This window comes from Paraburkholderia ultramafica (assembly GCF_902859915.1).
GTDB lineage: Bacteria > Pseudomonadota > Gammaproteobacteria > Burkholderiales > Burkholderiaceae > Paraburkholderia > Paraburkholderia ultramafica.
In genome coordinates this window covers 1-23,029 of the sequence record NZ_CADIKK010000036.1, presented here as the reverse complement: position 1 = coordinate 23,029, position 23,029 = coordinate 1, and the positions used below count along the sequence as shown (strand labels likewise).

The following is a 23,029-nucleotide window of genomic DNA, read 5'->3' as shown; positions in this document are numbered from 1 at the left end:
ACTTCGCCGACAGCCGCACCGCCGCCGCGTCCGCACCGCCGCGGCGTCCGCTCTGGCGAACCGTTTGGTCCGCGCACGATTGCCTTCGCCGGCTTGAATAGGAATGGACGCAGATGTCGTCAGTTTTCTTCGATCGGGAACGGATTGCGGAATGGCTCGGTGATCACACCGTCGCCAAGGCGCGCTCGGTCGGCGCAGTCACGCATGTGGAATGGCAGGGCGCGACGCTCAGTGGCGACGTGCAGGGCACGCAACGTCTTCCGTACAGAACGCGGGTGCGATTCCGCACCGATGGCGGTTCGCCGTGGGCGCAAGGCGACTGCACCTGCCCGGTCGGCCGCAACTGCAAGCACGTTGCGGCTCTGCTGCTCGCCGAACTCGAGTATCACGATGAGATGGACCACATCACCCACGTCGGGCAGGACGACGGGGCGGGCGACGGCGAAACGGCAGGCAAGCTGCCGACCAGGCCCATCACGAACCTCGCCCAGCCAGCCGGCGTACGTCCCGAACTGGTGAGCTGGCTCGAGCGCTTTCGCGCCCGCGCCGAAGCCGCCGATGCGGTCGCGCAAACGGCGGGCGCCGCGCGCACCCAGACGCTCGCGTACCGGCTGAACTGGTCCAGCTTCCACATGCGCCACGAGGTCGTGCTGTACCGCGCGCGCTGCAATCCGGACCGTGCGATCGTCGAAGTCGACGAGCCTTGGGCCAACGTCGAAGCGGCGCTCCTCAAGCAACCAAAATTCGTCTCCGACGAAGACCTGTCGATCTTGCGCGGCTTGTGGCTCGGCCGTGCCCGCGAGGACTTCGGCCAGTTCATCCTGCGCGGCACGAGCGGCGCCGAGATGCTGCAGAAGCTGATCGCCACGGGGCGGCTGTTCTTCGATTTCAAACCCGCGCCCGGTCACGCAGGCCCGACCCCGCTATCGCGCGCCGCCGACCGGCCCGGACGCATCGAATGGGAGCCGCTCGCCGACCAGCGTCTGCGGCCCGTGCTGTGCACCGAACCGCGCGCGACGATGGTCCTGCCGACCGAGCCGGTCTGGTATGTCGACGGTGTCGCCAACGAAGCGGGCATCGTCCGGTCGTCGCTGCCGTTCCAGCAACTGCCCGATTACCTCGCAATGCCGCCGATCTCGCTGGCCGAAGCGCCGCTGGTCGCGTCGGTGTTGCGCGAGATCGCGCCCGAGCTGCCGCCGCCGCCCACGCACGACGCGTCCGCGATTCGCGTGATCGACGTCGATCCTGTGCCGGTGCTCACGCTCAACAGCCACGCGCTGCCCTCCGCGGCCAAGGCGGCCAGGGCGGGACAGCGCAAGTCCGAAGCGGTCGAACTGGCCGGCGTGAGCTTCGACTACGACGGCGTCAGCATCAACGTCGACAGCAGCGTCACGCTGGTGCCGATGCCGGGCGGCGACGTGATCCATATTCGCCGCCGCTACGAGGCCGAGAAAAAGCGCCTCCTCGAATTGCGCAAGACTGGTCTGCAGAAAGTCCCGACCAGCCGCGTCTACGCGTCGCGCCTGTTGCCCGATACGATGCTCGGCCTGCCCGATGCCGACGCATGGTCCGCGTTCGTCAACGACGCGGTGCCTGAACTGGCAAGCAAAGGCTGGCGCGTGACCATGGCGCCGGAGTTCCGCTACAACGTGATCGAGATCGACGCGATCGACGGCACCGCGCATCAGGCGGGCGACGGCTGGTTCGATCTGGAGATGGGCATCCGCATCGGCGAGCGCAACGTGCGGCTCGAGCCGCTGCTCGCCGACCTGTTCCGGCGCGACCGGCGCTGGTTGAGCGGCGCGCTCGAAAGCATCGCCGATCATGAGCCGATCGAGTTGAAGACAGAGGAAAACAAGCGGCTGCGCTTGCGCGCCGATCGTCTGAAGCCGGTGGTGCGGGTGCTGGTCGACCTGTTCGACGCGCTCGGCGGCACGCTCGCCGAAGGCGCGCCGCTGCGCGTGCCCTCGGTCGACGCCGGCCGGCTGGACGCGTTGAACAACACGGGCCGCTGGCAATTCCGTGGCGACGATTCGATCCGCCAGCTCGCGCAGCGTCTGCAAGCCGGCCCGGGCCTGCGCGAAGTGCCGGTGCCGCGCGCTCTGAAAGCGGAACTGCGCGCCTATCAGCAGCAGGGCCTCAACTGGATGCAGTTCCTGCGCGAACAGGATCTGGCCGGCGTGCTGGCCGACGACATGGGTCTGGGCAAGACCGTGCAGACACTCGCGCACATTCTCGCGGAGCAGGAAGCGGGGCGTCTGAACCGCCCCGCGTTGATCGTCGTTCCGACCACGCTCGTGCACAACTGGCGCGAGGAAGCGCGCCGCTTCGCCCCTGGGCTGAAAGTGCTGGTGTTGAACGGCCCGCAGCGCAAGGAGCGCTTCGAGCAGATCGGCGAACACGAACTGATCCTGACGACTTACGCGTTGCTGTGGCGCGATCAGAAGGTGCTCGCCGAACAGGACTACCACCTGCTGATTCTCGACGAGGCGCAGTACGTCAAGAACGCCACCACCAAGGCCGCGCAGGCGATCCGCGGCTTGCGCGCGCGGCATCGGCTGTGTTTGACGGGCACGCCGCTGGAGAATCATCTCGGCGAGTTGTGGTCGCAGTTCGATTTTCTGTTGCCGGGCTTTCTCGGCAACCAGAAAGACTTCACCCGGCGCTGGCGCAATCCGATCGAGAAGAACGGCGACGGCGTGCGCCGTGCGCTGCTGGCGCGCCGCATCCGCCCGTTCATGCTGCGCCGTCGCAAGGACGAGGTCGCGAAAGAGTTGCCGGACAAGACCACCATCGTGTGCTCGGTCGATCTGGAAGGCGCGCAGCGCGATCTCTACGAAACCGTGCGCACGGCGATGCAGGCGAAAGTGCGCGCCGCGGTCAGCGCGCAGGGGCTCGCGCGCAGCCACATCATCGTGCTCGATGCGTTGTTGAAGCTGCGCCAGGTGTGCTGCGATCCGCGCCTCGTCAGAACGCTCAAGGCCGGCGGCGAGGTTGGGAAGGCTGATGAAACGGCGGCTGGCAAATCGGCCGACAATCCGGCCGGCAAGCGCCACAAGGTCGAAAAGGTGGACAAGGAAAAGATCGAGAAGGGCGCACGCGCGATGCGTTCGGCCAAGCTCGATCTGCTGTTGTCGATGCTGCCGGAGTTGATCGAGGAAGGGCGCCGCGTGCTGCTGTTTTCACAGTTCACGGGCATGTTGTCGCTGATCGCCGAAGCGCTCGAGGAAGCCGCGATTCCGTACGTGATCCTGACCGGCGACACGACCGATCGCGTCACACCGGTCGAGCGTTTCCAGCAGGGCGACGTGCCGCTGTTCCTGATCAGCCTGAAGGCGGGCGGCGTCGGTCTGAACCTGACCGCCGCCGACACGGTGATTCACTACGACCCGTGGTGGAACCCGGCCGCCGAGAATCAGGCGACCGACCGCGCGCATCGGCTGGGGCAGGAGAAGCCGGTGTTCGTCTACAAGCTGATTGCCGCGGGCAGCATCGAAGAAAAGATCGTGGAGTTGCAGGAGCAGAAGGCGGGGCTCGCCGACAGTATTCTCTCCGAAGACGCCGCGGGCGCCGCCAAGTTCTCGGACGACGACCTCGACGCGCTGTTCGCGCCGATGCCGGAGTTCGAAGGCGGGAGATGATTCGCCGCTGCGCGAGCTGGCGCTGTGGTCCACCGCGGGGCGCGCCATTTTCGACAGACTCCACGCAGTTTCCTCATGCCCCGATCAGGCTGTAACAAGACGTCTGCATGTGTAAATTGTCATTTTTCGCTGCCTCAATTCATACCAGTTGGAACGCGCGTGGAGCGGGGTCTTGCGCCGGGATCTAATACGTCGTACGTAATAACTACCTCCCCGGCGGTTACAAACGCAGTTCTTTCATCTTGAGCGCGATGTCCGCAGCGCCTAATTTTGTTTCACTCGTGCGGCTAGACCCCGCGGGCGTGTGTAATGTTTGAGCGGCGTCGGCCCCGAGCGGGGCGACGCCGCTTTTTTTGACCTCACGGACGCTGACATCGACGTCGAACGCCCGCCTTGGGGCCCGCTGAATCGGGCGCGGCTGCCATAGTCGTCCAGCGCGATATTTATGAGATAGCGCGGCGCGCTCGTTCCAACATCATCGGCGAGTCCAGGCGGACGTCCGCCGGACACCCGCAATCAGTGACGTCCCTTGACGCAATTTAACAATCTTTAAACGATTTATTTTGAGAGCATTCTTATACTTGCTTGAAGATTGTTAAATCAGCATCTCGTAAATACGGGGTGTCTGAAATGACATAGGCAGACGGGGCCAATCACCGTGCGAGCGAGACCAGCCGACCCGAGCGACCATTTTTGCTGGTCGCCATGAATAGCCGGCGCCCCCTGAGAGACCTCAAGAAAAATGTGCGGAAGCGGCGCCCAATCGGCCGCCGCGACGGACTGCCGCTGACTGGCATCCGGAAAATGGGCTGGGGTTTTCGATTATGATCACCTGCCCTGAATAATCAGTAGGATGAAGTCGATATATGCGCTGACTTCGAGATGTTGCGAAAGCAGCGCTGAACGGGGGGCGAGGAATGGACCATAAGTCAAAAAATGAGCGGCCGGAGCTTGAATTGGAAGACGGATCGTCGGTGCGAGCGAGCGCCGTCATCCCGGTCATCCGCCGGCTAGCCAGCCACCAGTTACGAAGGGCGATGTCGCGTTGCGGGGTGTTATGAGAATTGCAGTTCTGGATGACGATTCGGCTCAGGCCGATCTGGTTTGCCAAACGCTGTCGGCAGCGGGCCATATCTGTCACGCATACAGTGCGGGGCGTGAACTGGTGCGGCAGCTGCGGCGCCAGACCTTCGATCTGCTCGTGCTCGACTGGAACGTCCCCGACATGTCGGGCGAAGAGGTGTTGCGCTGGGTGCGGGAAAGCCTCTCCGAGCGCTTGCCGGTCGTGTTCATGACGAGCCGCGGCCGCGAAACCGACATCACGTCGATTCTGAACACCGGCGCGGAAGACTATCTCGTCAAGCCGGTGTCGGGAGCCGTGTTGCTGGCGCGGGTCGGCTCGCTGTTGCGCCGCGCCTATTACCTCAAGCCGCCGGCGGCGAAAGAGGTGTTTGGCGAATTCGAATTCGATCTGGGCGCCAAGCACGTGGTGGTGCGAGGCACGGCAGTCTCCGTCACACAGAAGGAGTTCGAGCTTGCGCTGCTGCTGTTCCAGCATCTGAGCCGGCCGCTGTCGCGCGCGCACATTCTCGACGTGATCTGGAAGCAGGCGACCGACATTCCGTCGCGCACGATGGACACCCACGTGTCGATGCTGCGCAGCAAGCTCGGGCTGCGTCCGGAGCAAGGTTATCGTCTGACGCCGATTTACGGCTATGGCTACCGGCTCGAGCGGATCGAAGCCGGCGCGCCATCCGTCGCCGACGATGAAACGCCTGAAGCGGGGGAGGCGTGAAGCTTTCCCGGGCGGTGGCAGTGCGCGGCAGCGTAGCCTTGCCGGGCCATCGCGCCGCTGCCTGGCTGGCAATGGCCGGTCTGATCGCGATGAGCTGGTGCGGGGCGGCGTCGGCGGAATCGTCGGCATTCCGTCCGCTCAAGCCACGCGTTAAAGCTACTGCGCCGGCCTATGTCAGCTACACGACGCGCGAAGGCGACTCGCTGTATGACATTGCCGACCGCTACCTGAGCGATCCGACCGACTGGGCGGTGCTGAGCCGTCTGAACCATGTGCCCGCGCCGCGCCGCATGCCGGCCGGCATTGTGCTGCGTCTGCCGGCCGACAAGCTCAGGCAGGATCGCGAAGCGGCCCGCGTGGTCGCGACCAGTGGTCCCGCCGAGCACGCTTTCGGCAAGAACCCCTACGTGCCGTTCACCGCGGCCACGACCCTCGTCGAAGGCGACCGCATTCGCACCGGGCCGAACGGCTTTGTCACGCTGGAGTTGGCCGACGGCTCGTACGTCACGATCGCGCAAAACGGTGAGCTGGACATCGGCAGGCTGCGGCGCACCGCGCTGACCGGCGCGGGCGACCGCATCTTCGACCTGCATCACGGCGAAGTCGAGAGCCAGGTCACGCATGCGACGAAGCGGGACGACCGTTTCCAGATCCACTCGCCTTCGGTGGTGGCGGGCGTGCGGGGCACGCGTTTCAAGGTGGCTTATAGCGGTGACGCGCAGACCACCGCGGTGGCGGTGCTCGACGGCGCGGTCGGCGTCGATCCCGCCCAGCAGAACGGCCGGGACGCCGCGCCGCTGCCCGGCGTGCCGCTGCAGGCGTCCGAGCAGCTCGTCAAGGCGCGCTTCGGCAGCGTCACGCGTGCGGGCGGCGCGGTCGGCGATCCGGTCGAACTGCTGGCCGCGCCGGCGCTGTCCCAGCCGGCCAGGGTGCAGGACGGCGAGACGGTCGTGTTCGACCTCGTGCCGGCCGAACACGCCGTCGCCTACCGCGTGCAGGTCGCGCGCGACGCCGACCAGCTCGACCTGATCCGCGACATGCGCGTGAGTGCGCCGGATGCGGACTTCGGCAATCTGCCCGATGGCACGTACTTCGTGCGGATCGCCGCAACCGCTGCCAATGGGCTCGATGGTCTGCCGCAGGTGTACGCGTTCGAACGGCGCCAGCTCGGACTGGAAGCATCGGCCGCACCGCTCGCTGGCAGCCGCGACTACGAATTCCGCTGGTTCGTCAGCCGCTCGAACGTCGAGACGCGCTTCCGTTTCGTGCTGGCCACGACGCCTGATCTGCGTCATCCGATCGTCGACCGCACCGATCTGTCGGGCGGCAAACTGATCGTCAGCGATCTGCCGGCCGGCGTCTACTATTGGACGATCGTCGCCGAGCAGTTCGAAAACGGCCGCTTCTATGAGAAGAACAGCACGGTCCGCTCGTTTACGCTGGCGCGCTGACGCTGGTAGATTCACAGGGCCGGCTCACCGGCCGGCCCGCTCCCTAGCTCTGGACCACGCACCCTGTTGCCGACCACACCTACGCGCCTGAGCCTCGATCCGCGTGCCCGTCTCGGCCGGCGCGCCGGCCGGCGCTTCCTGATCGAATGGGTGGGCGTCGGTTGCCTCGGCATTGTCGTGATTCTGCTCGCCTCGCTTGGCCGGCTGAGCGCGAGCGTCGATCAACTGGTGTATGACCACTTTCTGAGTCTACGCGCGCAGCCTCTGCTGTCCGACATCGTGGTGGTCGAAATCGACAACGCGAGCGTCGCGCAACTCGGCCGCTGGCCGTGGCCGCGCAGCGTCCATGCGAAGCTGCTCGAACAGATCGCCAAAGCCGGGCCCGCAGCCGTGATCTACGACGTACTGTTCACCGAGGCCAATCCCGAAGACGCCCCGTTTGCCCGCGCAATCGCGCTGGGCCCGACCTATCTGCCCGTGCTGCTCACCGCGCCCGACGCCGCCGGGCACCGCGTCGCGGTTGAACCGGTGACGCCGCTCGCGCACGCGGCGGCCGGGCTCGGCCATATCAATCTCGAAGTGGACAGCGACGGCATTGTGCGCAGCGTCGCGCAGTTCCAGGGCGACGCCGATTCGCGCTGGCCGCAATTGATGGTGCCGGTCGCCGACGCGGTCGAGCGCGGCACGCTGCGCCTGACCGGGCGGCCGCGGCGGCAGTCGTCGGTCGAGACGGCGGCGCGCCGGACCGCCCGCGATGACGGCGGCGAGGGCCGCTTCCTGATCCCGTTCGGCGCGAACGCGGAAAACTACACGAAGCTGAGTTTCGCGAGCGTGCTCGCCGGCGACGTGCCGGCCGACCAGTTGCGCGGGCGCCTCGTCGTGATCGGCGTGACCGCGTCGGGGCTGTACGACCGGTTCGCGACGCCGGTGTCCGGCGAACTGGGCCCGCTGCCGGGCGTGTACATCCACGCGAACGTGCTCGACACGCTGCTCACCGGTCGCGAGGTCGAGCCGGCCGGGCGCTGGGTGGTGTTCGCGGTGTCGCTGCTGCCGCTCGCCGCGCTGCTGGCCGGTTTTCTGGTGTTGTCGCCGCGTCGTTCGTTGCTGCTGACGGGCGGCCTGGTTCTGCTCGCGGCGGCCGGCAGCGCCGCGTGGCTGTATGGCGCGCGGCTCTGGATATCGCCGGTGCCGGCGATCGTCGGCGTGGTGGTCGTGTATCCGATCTGGAACTGGCGGCGCCTCGAAATGACGATGGCCTATCTGCGCGAAGAACTGCAGCGCCTCGCCGACGAACCCCATCTGCTGCCGCAAACGCCGCAGCGCCGTCGCGAGTTCAGCGGCGACGTGCTGGAGCAGCATATGGCGCTGATGGCGCAAGCCGCGCAGCGGGTGCAGGACATGAAGCGCTTCGTGTGGGACAGCCTCGACAGCGTGCCCGAGCCGATCCTGGTCAGCGACGTGCAGGGCGTCGTGCTGATCGCGAATCATGCGGCCAAAGCGCATTTCGCGCGCCTCGGCGCGCCGGTGCCGGAGGGCCGGCCCATGCAGACGGTGCTGGGCGGTCTGACGCTCGTCAAGACGATCGACAGCGGTGCGGCGTCGGACGCCGAACACAATCTGTACGCACATGCGCACTGGCCCGCGCTGCTCGATCCGGCGCGCGGCGAATTTGCCGCGCTGATGGCGCACGGCGTCGAGGTGCGCGACGCCAACGAGCGCGACCATCTGCTGCGCTACGCGACCTGCACCAACGCGCAAGGCGAGACGACCGGCTGGATCGCGGGTCTGGTCGACGTATCGGCGCTGCATGTGGCGGAGCGTCAACGGGAAGACGCGTTGCGGCTGCTGTCGCACGACATGCGTTCGCCGCAGGCGTCGATTCTGGCGCTGGTCGAGATCGAGCGGGCCCGCATCGAGCCGGTGCTTGCGCGCGATTTGCTGGAGCGCATCGAACGCTATGCGCAACGCGCGCTGACGCTCGCCGACGACTTCGTGCAACTGGCGCGCGCCGAATCGCAAGCGTACATGCTCGAACCGGTCAGCTTGTCCGAATTGATCCTCGATGCCAGCGACGAGGTCTGGCCGCAGGCGCACGCGAAGCGCATCACGCTGCACACGGACACCGGCCGCGCCGGCGGCGCCGATGCCGATCAGGGCCACTGGATCTGCGTCGACCGCTCGCTGATGACGCGCGCGCTCGTCAACATTCTGAACAACGCGGTCAAGTACAGTCCGACGGATACGCGCATCGTCTGCAGACTCGAGAGCCAGACGCGGCCGGCCGTGCCCGGCGCCGCGCGGCGCGTGTCGTGCACGATCCGCGACCAGGGCTACGGCATCCCGAAGCAGCAGCAGGCGAGTCTGTTCGAGCGCTTTCGCCGGTTTCACGCGACGGAGCGGCCGGAGGTGGGCGGCGCGGGGCTCGGCATGGCGTTCGTCAAGACCGTCGTGACGCGCCATGGCGGCGACGTCGAAGTGGTCAGCGCGCCCGGCGAGGGCACGGCCTTTACGATCTGGCTGCCGGCGCTCGACGACGCGCGGTCCGATTCATCCGCCGCCTCGCGGTCATGACGTATCGACACGCACCTTATCGAAGCGAGAAGATGGAAAAAGTCACTCTGATGTGTGCCGCGCTGGCCGCGGCGAGCCTCACCGGTTGCGCGGGGTTGAATGCCGACGTGCACACGACGAATCCCGCCGCGCTGCAAGGCGAGCCGACTTATACGATCACGCGCATGCCGTCGCAGGATGCGAGCGCCGATCATCCGCAATTCGAGGCGCTGTTGCGCGACGAGTTGGCCAAACGCGGCTTCGTCGATACGGCGGGCAAGCCCGCGCATTATCTGCTGTCGATTGCCTACGACACACGGCCAGCCACGGTCGGCGTCGGCGGCAAGGATTGCGCGCCGAGTGACTGCCCCAAGGCCGAAGCGCCGTTCTCGCTGTTCGGCGGACGCGCGTACCAGCATTCGTTGACACTGCGGTTTTTTGAGCGCACGAGCGGCGAGGAACGCTACAAGGTCAGCGCGGTGATCGCCGATCGCGACGCGGACCCGCTGCGGGCGATGCCGGTGCTCGTGAAAAGCGCACTGGCGAAGTTTCCGTTCGATGCGCCGTCGGACTGGCGTGTGAAACTGCAGCAGGACAAGGCGAGCGGCGTGCGGAATGTGATTTCGGTGCAGCCGCTGCAACCGTAAAGCGCGGGCACTATTCCGGCGTTGCGCGGGCTTGCGGCCAGCGGTTTTCGAACACACACTCGGCGAGCGGCAGGCGGCTTGCCCAGCGTTCGGTTTCCAGCATCGGCTCGCTGTAAAACTGATCGACGTGGCCCAGACACAGAATCGCCACCGGCCGCGCGCCCTCGGGCATGTGCAGCAGCGCGCGGACCGCGTCGACGTCGAACAGCGACACCCAGCCCATGCCGAGGCCTTCGGCACGCGCGGCCAGCCACATGTTCTGGATCGCGCAGGCCACCGACGCGAGGTCCATCTCAGGCAACGTGCGGCGGCCGAAGATATGCCGCTCGCGCCCGTCCATCAGCGCGATCACCAGCAGTTCGCCGCACTCCAGCATGCCTTCCACTTTCAGCTTCATGAACTCTTCGCGGCGTTTGCCGAGCGCGTCGGCGGTGGCGAGCCGTTCGCTTTCGACCGTCGCGTGCAAGGCCGTGCGCAACGCCGGATCGGTGATGCGCGCGATCCGCCACGGCTGCATGAAGCCGACGCTCGGCGCGTGATGCGCCGCGTCGAGCAGACGCCGCAGCACGGCCGGATCGACCGGATTGCGCACGAAGTGGCGCATGTCGCGGCGTTCGTAAATCGCGCGATAGACGGCGTCGCGCTCGGAGTCGTTAAAAGGCTTCGCCATGGAACAGGGCGGCCGTGAAGGCCGGGTTGGAGGGCCAATAAGCGTGCATGTAGCTAGCCACGATCGAGCCCGCGCGATACACGGCCTCGCCGGGTGCATCGCCCTGCGGCCGGGTGGCTGAACGCAACGGGGTGAGCGAGGTGCTCAGCTTCGAGTAGTGAAACGTATGGCCGGTCAGCGGGCCGTGCAGGCTGTCGATCTGCTGCATGCCGAGCGCGGTGAAGCGCGTTTGCATCGTCGCATGGCCGGGCAGCAGGCCGAGCATCGGCGTGCTGACGCCCTGCGTGTCGGTCAGTTGGTCGAGCAGGTAAAGCATGCCGCCGCATTCGGCGACCACCGGTCTGCCGGCCGCCGCGTGCGCGCGAATCGAGGCCGCGCTGCGCAGGTTGGCGGCGAGCGTCGCGGCATGCAGTTCGGGGTAGCCGCCGGGCAGGTAGAGCGCGTGCGCGTTGCCGGGCAAGGCTTCGTCGGCGAGCGGCGAGAAGTAGTCGATTTGGGCACCGAGCGTTTCCAGCAGCGTGACGTTGGCCGGATAGATGAACGAGAACGCGGCATCGCGGGCAATCGCGATCCGCTTGCCCTCCAGCAGGCGCGGCAAGGCTGGCGGCACAGGCGCGCCGAACTCGACCGGCGGCGGCAATTCGCTCAGCGCGGTCTGTGCGAGTGTGTCTGCGGCGTGGTCTAGCCGCGCGTCCAGATCGTCGATCTCGGCCGCCTGGTGCAAGCCGAGGTGGCGATCGGGCAACGCGATTTCGTCGCTGGCCGTGATGTGCCCGCACCAGCGCAGCGCGGGCGGCAACGCTTCTTCGAGCATCTGCGCGTGCCGCGCGGAGCCGACGCGATTCGCGAGCACGCCGTAAAACGGCACCTGCGGCCTGAAGTGCGCGAGGCCGAAGGCGACCGCGCCGAAGGTCTGCGCCATCGCCTTCGCCGAGATCACCGCGAGCACCGGCACGCCGAAGGCCGTCGCGAGATCGGCGCTGCTCGGCGTGCCGTCGAACAGACCCATCACGCCTTCGATCAGGATCAGATCGGCTTCGGCCGCCGCCTGCGCGAGCAGATTGCGGCACGCGGCTTCGCCGACCATCCACAGATCGAGCGATAGCACCGGCGTGCCGCTCGCACGCGCGAGGATCATCGGGTCGAGAAAGTCCGGCCCGGTCTTGAAGACACGCACGCGCCGCCCCAGCCGCCGGTGATAGCGCGCGAGACCCGCGGTGATCGTGGTCTTGCCTTGCCCCGAAGCGGGGGCGCTGATGAACAGGGCGGGGCACGCGGACATCGCTCAGAACTCCACGCCGCGCTGCGCTTTCACGCCTTGCTCGCGGTACGGATGCTTGACGATGCGCATTTCGGTGACGAGGTCGGCGGCTTCGATCAATGCGTCCGGCGCGTGCCGGCCGGTCACCACCACGTGCAGCATCGCAGGGCGCGCGTTCAGCGCCGACAGCACTTCGTCGAGCGGCAGGTATTCGTACTTCAGCACCGTGTTCAGTTCGTCGAGGATCACCATCTGGTAGGCGCCGCTTTCGATCATCCGGCGCGCTTCGGCCCAGCCTTTGCGCGCGGTGGCGATGTCGGCGTCGCGGTTCTGCGTGTTCCAGGTGTAGCCGTCGCCCATCGTGACGAAATCGCAGTTGGCGATCGCGCCGAGGAAGTCGCGCTCCGACGTATGCAGCGCGCCCTTGATGAACTGCACGACGCCGAGGCGCATGCCGTGCCCGAGCACCCGCACGGCCATGCCGAACGCGGCCGTGGTCTTGCCTTTGCCGGTGCCGGTGTTGACGATCAGCAGGCCTTTTTCGACCGTGGCGTTGGCCTGTTTCTTCTCATGGCCTTCGCGCCGGCGCTCGGTCATGCGTTGATGCGATTCGGGATCGGTCTTCATCGAAGGTCCTGTTGGTGAGAGTCGTTGTTTGGCGGTTCGTGGCCGGGGTCGGCAGCGGTCGTGGCGATTGCTACGGTGACGCCGGCGTGAAGGGTTTTGGGCACGAGGAGGCGGGCGCTTGGGGCGCTGGGCGCGACCAACGCGTCCGGTGCAGCATGTGCAGCAGGCGCAACCAGTGCGGCCGGTTCGGTCGACGCGGCGAGCAGCGCGCACGGTTCGCAAATGCCATCCACCCCAAGATGCTCGCGCACAGCCGCAGAGGGGTTAGCGACGCGCATCGCTGCGATCTGCGCCCGGCTGAACAAGCGCAGCGGCAGCGCATGACGTGCGCAGAATTCGAGCAGGCCTGCTTCGTCGGCTTTGGTGTCGACCGTGCCGACCGTACGGATCTGATCGATTCTATGCGAGCCGAGCGCGGCGCGCACCGCCGCTTCGATATGCTCGGCCGAGCTCTGCAAGCGGCAACCGATGCCGACGCTCAGCGTCTTCATTGGGTGTCCACGCTGTGTGCAGGAGCCGCCGCATCGCCCGCAACCGTCGGATGTGCGGTGCCGGCGTCTGCCGCTGCGCGCGCCAACGCGAGCGACGCCACGCCGCCGATCACCACGATTGCCGGCGAGCCGAGTCCTACGCACGTGACGGCCCCAGCGAAGTCGGCGAGTCGCGCGAGCACATGACGTTGCTCGGGACGCGTGGCCGATTCGATCGCCGCGCACGGCGTATCGGCGCGCATGCCGGCCGCGAGCAACGCGCCGACGATCTCGTTCAGCCGCCGCATGCCCATGTAAATCACCAGCGTCATGCGTGTGGCGACGAGCGCGGCCCAGTCCGGCTCGCCGCTGCCCGCGCCGTGTCCGGTGACGAACACCACGCCCTGCGCGTAATCGCGGTGCGTGACCGGAATGCCGATTGCGGCGGGCGCGGCGATCCCCGCCGTGATGCCGTTGATGACTTCCACGTCGATGCCCGCCTCATGCAGCGCCTGTTGTTCTTCGCCGCCCCGGCCGAACACAAATGGATCGCCGCCTTTCAAACGGGCGACGCTACGCCCGGCCCGCGCATGCTCGAGCATCTGCGCGACGATGCCGGCCTGCGGCGTGGACGGATGTCCGCCGCGTTTGCCGACGTACACGACCAGTGCATCGGCGCGCGCGAATTGCAGTACGTCCGGATTCACCAGGTCGTCGACCAGCACCACGTCGGCTTGCGCCAGCGCGCGGGTCGCCTTCAGCGTCATCAGTTCGACGTCGCCGGGACCTGCGCCGATCAGCCACGCGCGGCTCATCGCGGCGTGCATGGCGCGCGCCATGAGGTGACCGGCGCGAAGGTGCGAAGCGCAAAGGCGCGCGAGATGATGGCGGACATTGAGGTCATGCGGTGCTACGGAATCGGACGCGACGAAACGCGGCTCATCACGAATCCCTCGAGAACACTCGCGGAACACGCCAACGGACGCGCGACGTCGTGCTTCAGCGCCATCACATCCGTCCCTCGCGGATTCCGGCGGCCGGCGGCGTGACGTTCGCCGCCTCCGCGTCTGGCCGGTATCCGGGCTGGCGGCCTCATGCGCTTTGCCTTCCCGTCCGGATCGATCGGACAGTGGCATCGAAAACGCATGCGCGGCTCAAGCTGACTGAACAGAGCGCCGCAGGTCGCTTACCGTTGCGGGGACAGCACAGGTTGAGCGCATCGCACGCTGCCTGTTTCCCGTTTAACTGCACACGCGAACGCATGTGCGGGCACCAAACGCGCGCATACGATAGCACATGGCGCCCCGCCCGATAAGCGGTGCAGGCTGGCGTTTCCTTGACGGCGCGGGGCCGCGGGCCTAAACTCGCACGCACTTTGGTGCTCGTGTGCGCGCTCGTGCGCATGCAGTTAAACGGGAAACAGGGTGCCCGCCTGCATTGGACCGGGTCAACCTGTGCTGCCCCCGCAACGGTAAGCGAAAAGCAGCGCCGGCTTCATTGCCCGGCGCCGCGGAGCCGGCTTCGATGTCCACGCGCAAGGCCGCGTCGGCATATCACCACTGGACGAGAAATCACTCGCCCGGGAAGGGGAAGCGGCGCTTTCGCCAGCCCGGATACCGGCCAGAATACGAAGGACGAACGTCGCGGGGATGCGACGGGCGTTCATGACTTCATTCCCGCTTGCTGTTATTCCGTTGCCGCGGCAACGCCGTCGTTCGTCCCCGTGTGTTGTGATTGTGCTGGCTTGCAGCGCGTGCGTTCCACGCATGCTCGATTGCCCAGCCCATGCAGACAGCGCGCGGACACGCCGGCATGCTCGTGCAACGCCTACGGATGGACCTCACGATGCAAACTCAAATGCGCAAGATTCCTGTCACCATCGTCACGGGCTTTCTCGGCAGCGGCAAGACCACGCTGTTGCGGCACATTCTTCAGCATGCGGGCGGCAAGCGCATCGCGGTGATCGTCAACGAGTTCGGCGAACTCGGCATCGACGGGGAGATCCTCAAGGGTTGCGGAATCGGTTGCGATGAGAACGGCGTCGAGACCGAAGGGCAACTGTATGAACTGGCGAACGGCTGCCTGTGCTGCACCGTCCAGGAAGAGTTCTTCCCGGTGATGGAAATGCTCGTCGAGCGCCGCGAGCAGATCGATCACGTGCTGATCGAAACGTCTGGCCTCGCGTTGCCCAAGCCGCTCGTACAGGCGTTCAACTGGCCGCAGATCAAGAACAGCTTCACCGTCGATGCGGTCGTGACGGTGGTGGACGGCCCGGCCGCCGCAAGCGGCCAGTTCGCCGACAACCCGGTTGCCGTTGACGCGCAGCGCAAGGCCGATCCGAATCTCGATCACGAATCGCCGCTGCACGAGTTGTTCGAAGATCAGTTGTCCGCGGCCGATCTCGTGATTCTGAACAAGACGGATCTGCTCGACGACGCGCAGCAAAGCGCGCTCGAAGCCGTGCTCCGTGAAGAGATTCCGCTGCAGGTGAAGATCGTGCGCGCGCACATGGGCCAGCTCGATCTGCATACATTGCTGGGCCTCGAAGCGGCGTCGGAGGAAACGATCCACTTGCGCCACGATCACCACGGTTCCGCCGACGACGCCGATCACCACCACGACGAATTCGATTCGGTGGTCGTGCACGCGAACGCGCCGTCGCGCGAAGCGGTGATCACCGCGCTGCAAGGGCTGGTCGAAACGCACACGATTTACCGCGTCAAAGGCTTCGCCGCGTTGCCGGGCGCGCCGATGCGTCTGGTGATCCAGGGCGTGGGCCGGCGCTTCGACAGCTACTTCGATCGGCGCTGGCAGGCCGGTGAAGGCACGCAAAGCCGCTTCGTGCTGATCGGTGAAGACCTCGATCAGGCCGCGTTGCAACGCGCGTTCGATGCGGCGCTCGGCGTGCCGTCGAACGCCGAAGCGAGCGAGGCGTAAGCGCCCATGCATCTGCTGCGCACCACACCGGGCGGCTTTGTCGACGATACGCAGGGCGCGATCCGCATCGATCAGCGGCCCGCCGATATCGTGGTGCTCAGTTCCGCCGATACCACGCTGTCGCTGCTTGCAAGCGTGTTTCCCCGGCTGGGCGAGGGCTTCCCCAGCGTGCGGCTCGCGAACGTCACGTATCTGCGGCAACCGGCATCGGTCGATTTCTATGTCGAGGACGTGTTGCAGCACGCGCGCGTGGTGGTGGTCGATCACCTCGGCGGCGAGGCCTATTGGCCGTACGGCATCGAGCAGGTGGTCGCGCTGGCGGAGCGCAAGCAGCAAACGCTCGCGATGTTTTCCGGCGACTTGCAGGAAGATTCGAACCTGCTCGCGCGCAGCACCGCCGACGCCGATCTGTGTCATCAGCTGTGGCGCTATCTGCGCGAAGGCGGCCCGCAAAATGCCGAAGCGTTTTTGCGCTGCATCGCGCACCGCGCGTTCGGCTGGGGACGTGAGCCCGCGCCGCCGCGCGCGTTGCCTGCCGCGTCGCTCTACCATCCGGACTGCGACACGCCGACCGTCGCCGATTGGCACGCACGCTGGCAACCCGGCGCGCCGGTTGCGGCGATCCTGTTCTACAAGGCGCATCTGCAAGCGGCCAACACGGCGGTGTTCGATGCGCTGATCGATGCGCTCGCGGCACAAGGCCTGAATCCGCTGCCGATCGCGATCACGTCGCTGAAGGACGCGATGAGCCGCGAAGTCGTGCAGACGCTATGCGCGCGACACGACGTCGCGCTGGTGTTGAATACGACCGCGTTCGCCGCGTCCGCGATCGACGACCCCGAGCCGCTCGCGCTCGCCGGTGACGCGCCGGTGTTCCAGGTGATCCTGAGCGGCGGCAATCGCGACGACTGGCTCAAGGACAATCAGGGCCTCAATTCGCGCGATATCGCGATGCATATCGCGCTGCCGGAGGTGGACGGACGCATCATCACCCGAGCCATCAGCTTCAAGGGGCTCGCGTACCGGTGTCCGCACACCGAGGTCGATGTGGTCCGCTATCAGCCGGACCTCGAACGCGTGGGCTTTCTCGCCGAACTGAGCCGACGCTGGTGCCGTTTGCGTTCGCTCGATAACGCGGACAAGAAGCTCGCATTGATTCTCGCCAACTATCCGATGAGCGAAGGGCGCATCGGCAATGGCGTGGGGCTCGACACGCCGGCGTCGGTGGTCGGCATTCTGTCGATGCTGCGTGATGAAGGCTATCGTCTCGCGGATGAGTTGCCCGCGAACGGCGACGCGCTGTTGGAGAAACTCACTGAAGGCGTGACCAACGATCCAGTGGTGCGCGATCTGCGTCCCGCGTTGCAAAGCCTCGCGCTTGACGACTATCTCGCGCATTTCAACGCACTGCCGGTCGACGTGCGCCACGCATTGAACGCGCGCTGGGGCACGCCCGAGCAGGACCCGACGCTGCGGCGCGGTCGCTTCATGATCGCGGGCTGGCGCTGCGGGCAAGTGTTTGTCGGCATCCAGCCGTCACGTTCGCGCGAGCAGGGCGATTACGCGAGCTATCACGACGCCGAGCTGGTGCCGCCGCATTCATACCTCGCATTCTATTTCTGGCTGCGTCACCAGTTCGGCATCGACGCGGTGCTGCATGTCGGCAAGCACGGCAATCTCGAATGGCTGCCCGGCAAGAGCGTCGCGTTGAGCGATGCGTGCTGGCCCGATCTGATTCTCGGGCCGACGCCGCATCTGTATCCGTTCATCGTCAACGATCCGGGCGAGGGCAGCCAGGCCAAACGCCGCGCGCAGGCCGTCATCATCGATCACCTGATGCCGCCGCTCACGCGCGCCGAAAGCTATGGACCGCTGCAGGATCTCGAGCGCCAGGTCGACGAATACTATGAAGCGCTGATGGTCGATCCGCGCCGCTCGAAGCTGTTGCGGCGCACGATTCTGGCGACCATCGTCGAGCACAGGCTGCACGAGGAGCTGAGTCTCGCGGCGCCGAACGGACAGGACGATGAGGACGCGCTGCTCACGCGCGTCGACGCGTGGCTGTGCGAGCTGAAGGAAGCGCAGATTCGCGATGGCTTGCACACGTTCGGGCAGTCGCCTGACGGGGTGCAGCGGCGCGATACGCTGCTGGCGTTGGGACGCTTTCCGGTCGGCGATGGGCAAGGCGGCAAGGCCGGATTGATCGATGCGTTGGCGCGTGATCTGCGGATGGATCATTTGTTCGATCCGCTATCGGTGGATTGGTCGGCGGTGTGGGATGGGCCGCGCCCCGATGTCTTGCAGAAGGTGAGCGATGCGCCGTGGCGGCATTGCGGCGACACGCGTGAACGGCTTGAATTGCTGGCCGCCGCGATGTTGAGCGGCGTGTGCGGCGATCGAACCGATGCGGGCGTGGCACCGCGCGTGACACCTTTACCCGGCACGCTGCCGCAAGCGGAGCAAGTCATCGAGCGTCTGCGCAGCGATGTGCTGCCGCGTCTGGACGCATGCGGTCCGCACGAGATGCAGCATCTGAAGCGCGGCCTCGAAGGACGCTTCGTGCCGCCGGGGCCGAGTGGTTCGCCGTCGCGCGGACGGCCCGACGTGCTGCCCACCGGCCGCAACTTCTATTCGGTCGACACGCGTGCAGTGCCGACGCAAGCCGCGTGGTCGCTCGGTTTGAAATCGGCGCAGCAGTTGATCGAGCGGCATCTGCAGGAAAAGGGCGATTATCCGCGCGCGATCGGGCTCTCCGTATGGGGCACCGCGACGATGCGCAGCGGCGGCGACGATATCGCCCAGGCGCTCGCGCTACTGGGCGTGCGGCCGAAATGGGCGCCGGGCAGCCATCGCGTGACCGACTTCGAGATCATGCCGATCGAGGCGTTCGATCGGCCGCGGATCGACGTCACATTGCGTGTGTCCGGTTTTTTTCGCGACGCCTTCGCGAACGTCATGCACCTGTTCGATGCCGCCGTGCAGGCGGTCGCCGAACTCGACGAAGCCGAGGACCTGAATCCGATACGCGCGCGCGTGCTGCGCGAACGCGATGCGCTGATCGCGCGCGGCATGGACGCCGCCGAAGCGCGCCGGCGCGCCGGCTGGCGCGTGTTCAGCGCGCGGCCCGGCGCGTATGGCGCGGGTCTGCAGGACATGATCGACTCGCAGCAATGGCAGACCGATGCGGATCTCGCGAACGCGTATCAGGCGTGGGGCGGTTACGCGTACACGCAGAAGAGCGCGGGCGAGGAAGCGCGTCAGGTGTTCGGCGCGCGCCTCGCCGCACTGGACGTGGTGCTGCAGAATCAGGACAACCGCGAGCACGATCTGCTCGATTCGAACGACTATTACCAGTTCCAGGGCGGCATGGTCGCGGCGGTGCGGCATCTGGCCGGCAATCAGCCGAGCGTGTATCACGCCGATCACAGCAATCCGGCCGCGCCGCGCGTGCGTACGCTGCATGAAGAGATCGCGCGTGTGATTCGCTCGCGCGTGGTCAATCCGAAATGGCTCGATGGCGTGAAGCGTCACGGCTATAAGGGCGCGGCCGAGATCGCCGCGACCGTCGATTATCTGTACGGTTACGATGCGACCGCGCGCGTGATCGCGGATCATCAATATGCGCTCGTCACCGATGCGTATCTGAATGACGCTGACACCCGCGAGTTTTTGCAGCGGCACAATCCGCATGCGCTCCATTCGATCTGCGAGCGTCTGCTCGAAGCGATGCAGCGTGGTTTGTGGCAGGCGCCGGGCGACTATCGCGCGCAAGTCGAACAGCATCTGCTTGCTAGCGAGCAGCAGATCGAAGGAATGCAGACATGAATGCAGCGGCGCCAGAAGTGACCCAGGTGGCGGTCCAGCCAGCTACCGAACGACCCGCTTTCCCGTTTGCCGCGTTGATCGGCCAGACGCCGTTGCAGCAGGCGCTGCTGCTGGCCGCGATCGATCCGGGGCTCGGCGGTGTGCTGGTCAGTGGCCCGCGCGGCACCGCTAAATCGACCGCCGCGCGTGCACTTGCCGAGTTGTTGCCGGCAGGGCAACTGGTCAATCTGCCGCTCGGCGCGAGTGAAGATCGCCTGATCGGCACGCTCGATATCGAAACCGTGCTGCGCGACGGCTCGGTGCGTTTTTCACCGGGCCTGCTCGCGAAAGCGCATCACGGCGTGCTGTATGTCGATGAAGTCAACCTGCTGCCGGACGCGCTCGTCGATGCGTTGCTCGACGCGGCGGCGAGCGGCGTAAATACCGTCGAACGCGATGGCGTGTCGCATAGCCACGACGCGAGCTTCGTGCTGATCGGCACGATGAATCCCGAAGAGGGCGAGTTGCGGCCGCAATTGATCGACCGCTTCGGCTTGATGGTCGAGTTGCAGAACTGCTTCGAGCCGCAAGTGCGTCAGGCGATCGTGAAAGCGCGGCTCGCGTTCGATCTCGACCCGCGAGGGTTTCGTGCGAGCTATGCGCAGCAGCAGGCGGCGTACGTCGGGCGGATTCGCGCCGCGCGCGAAGCGCTGCCGCAACTCGCGTTCAACGACGCCGTGCACGCGCATGTCAGCGCGCTGTGCATCGACGCGGCCGTGGATGGTCTGCGCGCCGATCTCGTGATGCTGCGTGCGGCGCGAGCGTTGGCCGCGCTGGAGCAGGCCGCTGCGGTGACGGCGGAACATGTCGATCGGGTTGCCGAGGCGGTGTTGATTCATCGGCGTCATCAGCACGACGCGCAGTCGGGTGGTGATGCGCGGGAGAGCGAAGCGCACCGGCAAGCCGCATCCGGCAGCGGCTCGGACCGTTCGCCTGCACTTGCGCCCGATGCTGCGCCGTCGCCCTCTGTTGCCGGCGAGAATGACTGGGGCTATCTGCCACCTGAGCCGGCCGCTACCACTCAAGTCAAAGGCGTCATACCGCTTAGCGTAAAAAAACGCTGAGCCATCGGAAGGGCGCCGCCGCTGACTCGCGCAGCGGTTTTCGATGGCGGCAAGGCGTGGGCGCGAGTCCGCGCAGCCATGCGCGTGGCAAGCCGGGCAAGCGCATCGCATGGCCGCAGACGCTCGCCGCAATGCGCGACGACCGGCTGCGTGTCGAGCATCTGCGCTACGCGCGCGAGGCGCCGCGCGGCGGCGTGCTGCATTGCTTCGTGCTCGATTGCTCCGGGTCCATGCTGGCCGGGCAGCGTCTCGCGCTCGCGAAGGGCCTGCTGATTGCGTTGTTCGACCGCGCGAGCGCCGCGCGCGCCGAGGCTGCGCTGGTCTGTTTTGGCGGTGCCGGCGCGCACGTGCGTTTCGGTCCGGCCGTGCCGCGCTGGTGGAACGAACGGTGGCTCAGACCGGTGGGCGGTGGCGGCGGCACACCGCTGACTTCCGGCATCCGGCGAGCGGCGCAGTTGCTGGAGCGTAGTGCGCGCATCAGGCCCGCACAGCAGCGCTGGCTGTGGATTCTGACCGATGGCCGCACGCGTGACGAGCCGGCGCGCCCGCTCGACGCGGACGAAGTCGTGTTCGTCGATTTCGAGCGCGACGCGATACGGTTGGGCCGCTGCGAAGCGCTCGCCGATGCATGGGGGGCGGGGCTTTTTACGCCGGAAGAACTGATTGGCTGAGCGGCGCATGCGCTGTGCCGCTCGCTTTCATACGCTTACTTCACGCGGTTCGACCAGTACAACACGTCATCCTGCCGGTCGAATACGAAGACCTTCATCGCCATTTGTTGGACTGCGTCCAGTCGATCGAATTCGAGCCCGTGGCTCGACGGCTCGCCTGCCGCGCTGCCTTTCTGCACGTTGCGGATGATGGCGACGGTCTCGATCTCCGTATCGAGTTCCGCCGACTTCAGGCGGAAGGCGACCCGCAACCGCTCGCCAACCGCACCCAGAGTCCATGAGGCGGTCAACGACATGCCGAGCGCGCTGATGCCCTTGGCGAGGCCGAGCCCTTCGTAGGATTCGCCCGTTTCGCCGATGCCGAAACGTACCGCCAGGTGCGTATGGACGCGGATCGATTTGCGCTCGCGCAGACGGCGGATCACACCGGGTTTCGACAGCACGACATAGTCGAATGGCGAGCGGCAGATCGCTTCGACCGTGCAGACGAAACGGAACACGGCCTGGCTGGCAATGACAACGAGCTCGATGTTTTCGCCGAGCGTGAGCGGCAGCAGCCGGCCTTGCTGCAACGGCGGCGTGACGAAGAGCGCGTGATTCGGCGCGAAACCGATGATGCGGCACGGGTGCATCGGCGCGCCGTTGCCGAGCTGCGAACGCATGCCGATCAACGCGCCTATTTCCAGGTGCATGTCCTTGAGCGTCAGTTCGCTGGCGGAGTCTGCGGGCTGTGCGGTTGCGGGCAGCGGTTGGGTGCTCGTGTCCAGCAGATCGCCGCGCTGCGGATGAAAGTGACCGAACAGAAACTTGCGCTCGTCCGTGGTCGCCAGGATGGTCCCGCTGGCGAAGAGCAGCGTGCCGTCGCTGTCGACGATCGGCCAGGCGAGGGGCGTGCCGACCGGCACCGTATCCGGGCTGAGGGCCGACGATAGCGCGGCGGGCGGGTTTTCCTCGACGTGTTCCTCGACAGGATTGTCCATGGGTCGGCGGGCTATTTAAGTGGCGGGATATCCTGGTTGACGGCGATGGGAGGGGAAACTTTAATTGCGGGGTGGCGGAGGGATTGGTGCCCGTCGGCTGTCGTTGCGAGTGGGCGCCAAATTAAATCGGATGACTAACTAATTTCGGGTCGCCGCCGAAGGGGTGGCTTGTCCTGTCAAAAGAAAATTCACAGAAGGGGGTTGACGACATGGTGGTCGTTCTCCATAATCTCGTTTCTCTGCTGCTGATGCAGCGACGCAGAACGAAGCGGTGCCGGGTGGTTCAAATTGGTGCGGCGAAGTTGGCGGATCGATCTTTAAAAATTAACAGCCGATAAGTGTGGGCGCTTGATGCGGGACGCGAGCCGGATTCTCCGGAATCTGGCGAAAAGCGAAAGTAT

General features: G+C 66.2%; 15 protein-coding genes and 2 riboswitches. Of the genes, 9 read left to right on the top strand and 6 right to left on the bottom strand.

The window, feature by feature from the left end; all coding sequences use genetic code 11:
• Window positions 1-113 precede the first annotated feature (113 nt).
• From HV744_RS29325 to HV744_RS29305, 5 genes are all read left to right on the top strand, one after another.
• Window positions 114-3,641: a DEAD/DEAH box helicase gene (locus HV744_RS29325; RefSeq protein ID WP_175152854.1), complete on the top strand. Its 3,528-nt coding sequence runs from the start codon at window positions 114-116 to the stop codon at window positions 3,639-3,641.
• Window positions 3,642-4,698: 1,057 nt separating this feature from the next.
• Window positions 4,699-5,436 (top strand): response regulator transcription factor, encoded by a 738-nt coding sequence (locus HV744_RS29320; RefSeq protein ID WP_175152853.1) that lies wholly within the window; start codon window positions 4,699-4,701, stop codon window positions 5,434-5,436.
• The gene (locus tag HV744_RS29315; RefSeq protein WP_425497877.1) at window positions 5,433-6,887 is read left to right on the top strand and encodes a FecR family protein; all 1,455 of its coding nucleotides are present in this window, start codon (window positions 5,433-5,435) and stop codon (window positions 6,885-6,887) included. The genes HV744_RS29320 and HV744_RS29315 overlap by 4 nt, the downstream gene beginning before the upstream one ends.
• Window positions 6,888-6,953: 66 nt before the next feature.
• Window positions 6,954-9,458, top strand: a complete 2,505-nt coding sequence (locus tag HV744_RS29310; protein ID WP_175152852.1) for a CHASE2 domain-containing protein — start codon at window positions 6,954-6,956, stop codon at window positions 9,456-9,458.
• A 32-nt stretch (window positions 9,459-9,490) separates the two neighbouring features.
• The gene (locus HV744_RS29305; RefSeq protein ID WP_175152851.1) at window positions 9,491-10,084 is read left to right on the top strand and encodes a DUF4136 domain-containing protein; all 594 of its coding nucleotides are present in this window, start codon (window positions 9,491-9,493) and stop codon (window positions 10,082-10,084) included.
• A 10-nt stretch (window positions 10,085-10,094) separates the two neighbouring features.
• Here HV744_RS29305 and bluB read toward each other — a convergent pair whose 3' ends face one another.
• The 5 genes from bluB to cobA are packed head-to-tail and all read right to left on the bottom strand — an operon-like array spanning window position 10,095 to window position 13,927.
• Entirely contained in the window at window positions 10,095-10,754 is a 660-nt protein-coding gene (bluB, locus tag HV744_RS29300; RefSeq protein ID WP_175152850.1) for a 5,6-dimethylbenzimidazole synthase, read from the bottom strand.
• The gene (locus HV744_RS29295; RefSeq protein WP_175152849.1) at window positions 10,738-12,036 is read right to left on the bottom strand and encodes a cobyrinic acid a,c-diamide synthase CobB; all 1,299 of its coding nucleotides are present in this window, start codon (window positions 12,034-12,036) and stop codon (window positions 10,738-10,740) included. Before HV744_RS29295 ends, bluB begins: the two co-directional genes overlap by 17 nt.
• A 3-nt stretch (window positions 12,037-12,039) precedes the next feature.
• A complete protein-coding gene (gene cobO / locus HV744_RS29290) occupies window positions 12,040-12,642 on the bottom strand; it encodes a cob(I)yrinic acid a,c-diamide adenosyltransferase (RefSeq protein ID WP_175152848.1) in 603 nt (200 codons plus the stop codon).
• Window positions 12,639-13,133, bottom strand: a complete 495-nt coding sequence (locus HV744_RS29285) for a cobalamin biosynthesis protein (RefSeq protein ID WP_175152847.1) — start codon at window positions 13,131-13,133, stop codon at window positions 12,639-12,641. Before HV744_RS29285 ends, cobO begins: the two co-directional genes overlap by 4 nt.
• Entirely contained in the window at window positions 13,130-13,927 is a 798-nt protein-coding gene (gene cobA, locus HV744_RS29280; protein ID WP_175152891.1) for a uroporphyrinogen-III C-methyltransferase, read from the bottom strand. Before cobA ends, HV744_RS29285 begins: the two co-directional genes overlap by 4 nt.
• 237 nt (window positions 13,928-14,164) lie before the next feature.
• A riboswitch (cobalamin riboswitch) is annotated at window positions 14,165-14,404 on the bottom strand.
• A gap of 67 nt (window positions 14,405-14,471) precedes the next feature.
• Window positions 14,472-14,751: riboswitch (cobalamin riboswitch) on the top strand.
• A 206-nt stretch (window positions 14,752-14,957) separates the two neighbouring features.
• Between cobA and cobW the strand changes: the two genes are divergently transcribed.
• The 4 genes from cobW to HV744_RS29260 all read left to right on the top strand — a co-directional run bounded on the left by cobW (window position 14,958) and on the right by HV744_RS29260 (window position 21,648).
• Entirely contained in the window at window positions 14,958-16,049 is a 1,092-nt protein-coding gene (gene cobW / locus HV744_RS29275) for a cobalamin biosynthesis protein CobW (protein WP_175152846.1), read from the top strand.
• 6 nt (window positions 16,050-16,055) lie between these two features.
• A complete protein-coding gene (cobN, locus tag HV744_RS29270) occupies window positions 16,056-19,874 on the top strand; it encodes a cobaltochelatase subunit CobN (RefSeq protein ID WP_175152845.1) in 3,819 nt (1,272 codons plus the stop codon).
• Entirely contained in the window at window positions 19,871-20,977 is a 1,107-nt protein-coding gene (locus HV744_RS29265; protein WP_175152844.1) for a magnesium chelatase ATPase subunit I, read from the top strand. The genes cobN and HV744_RS29265 overlap by 4 nt, the downstream gene beginning before the upstream one ends.
• Before the next feature lie 131 nt (window positions 20,978-21,108).
• Entirely contained in the window at window positions 21,109-21,648 is a 540-nt protein-coding gene (locus HV744_RS29260) for a vWA domain-containing protein (RefSeq protein WP_175152890.1), read from the top strand.
• Between the two features lie 35 nt (window positions 21,649-21,683).
• On the opposite strand, the gene HV744_RS29255 is transcribed toward HV744_RS29260, so the two are convergent.
• Entirely contained in the window at window positions 21,684-22,628 is a 945-nt protein-coding gene (locus HV744_RS29255; protein ID WP_175152843.1) for a flagellar brake protein, read from the bottom strand.
• Window positions 22,629-23,029: the final 401 nt, after the last annotated feature.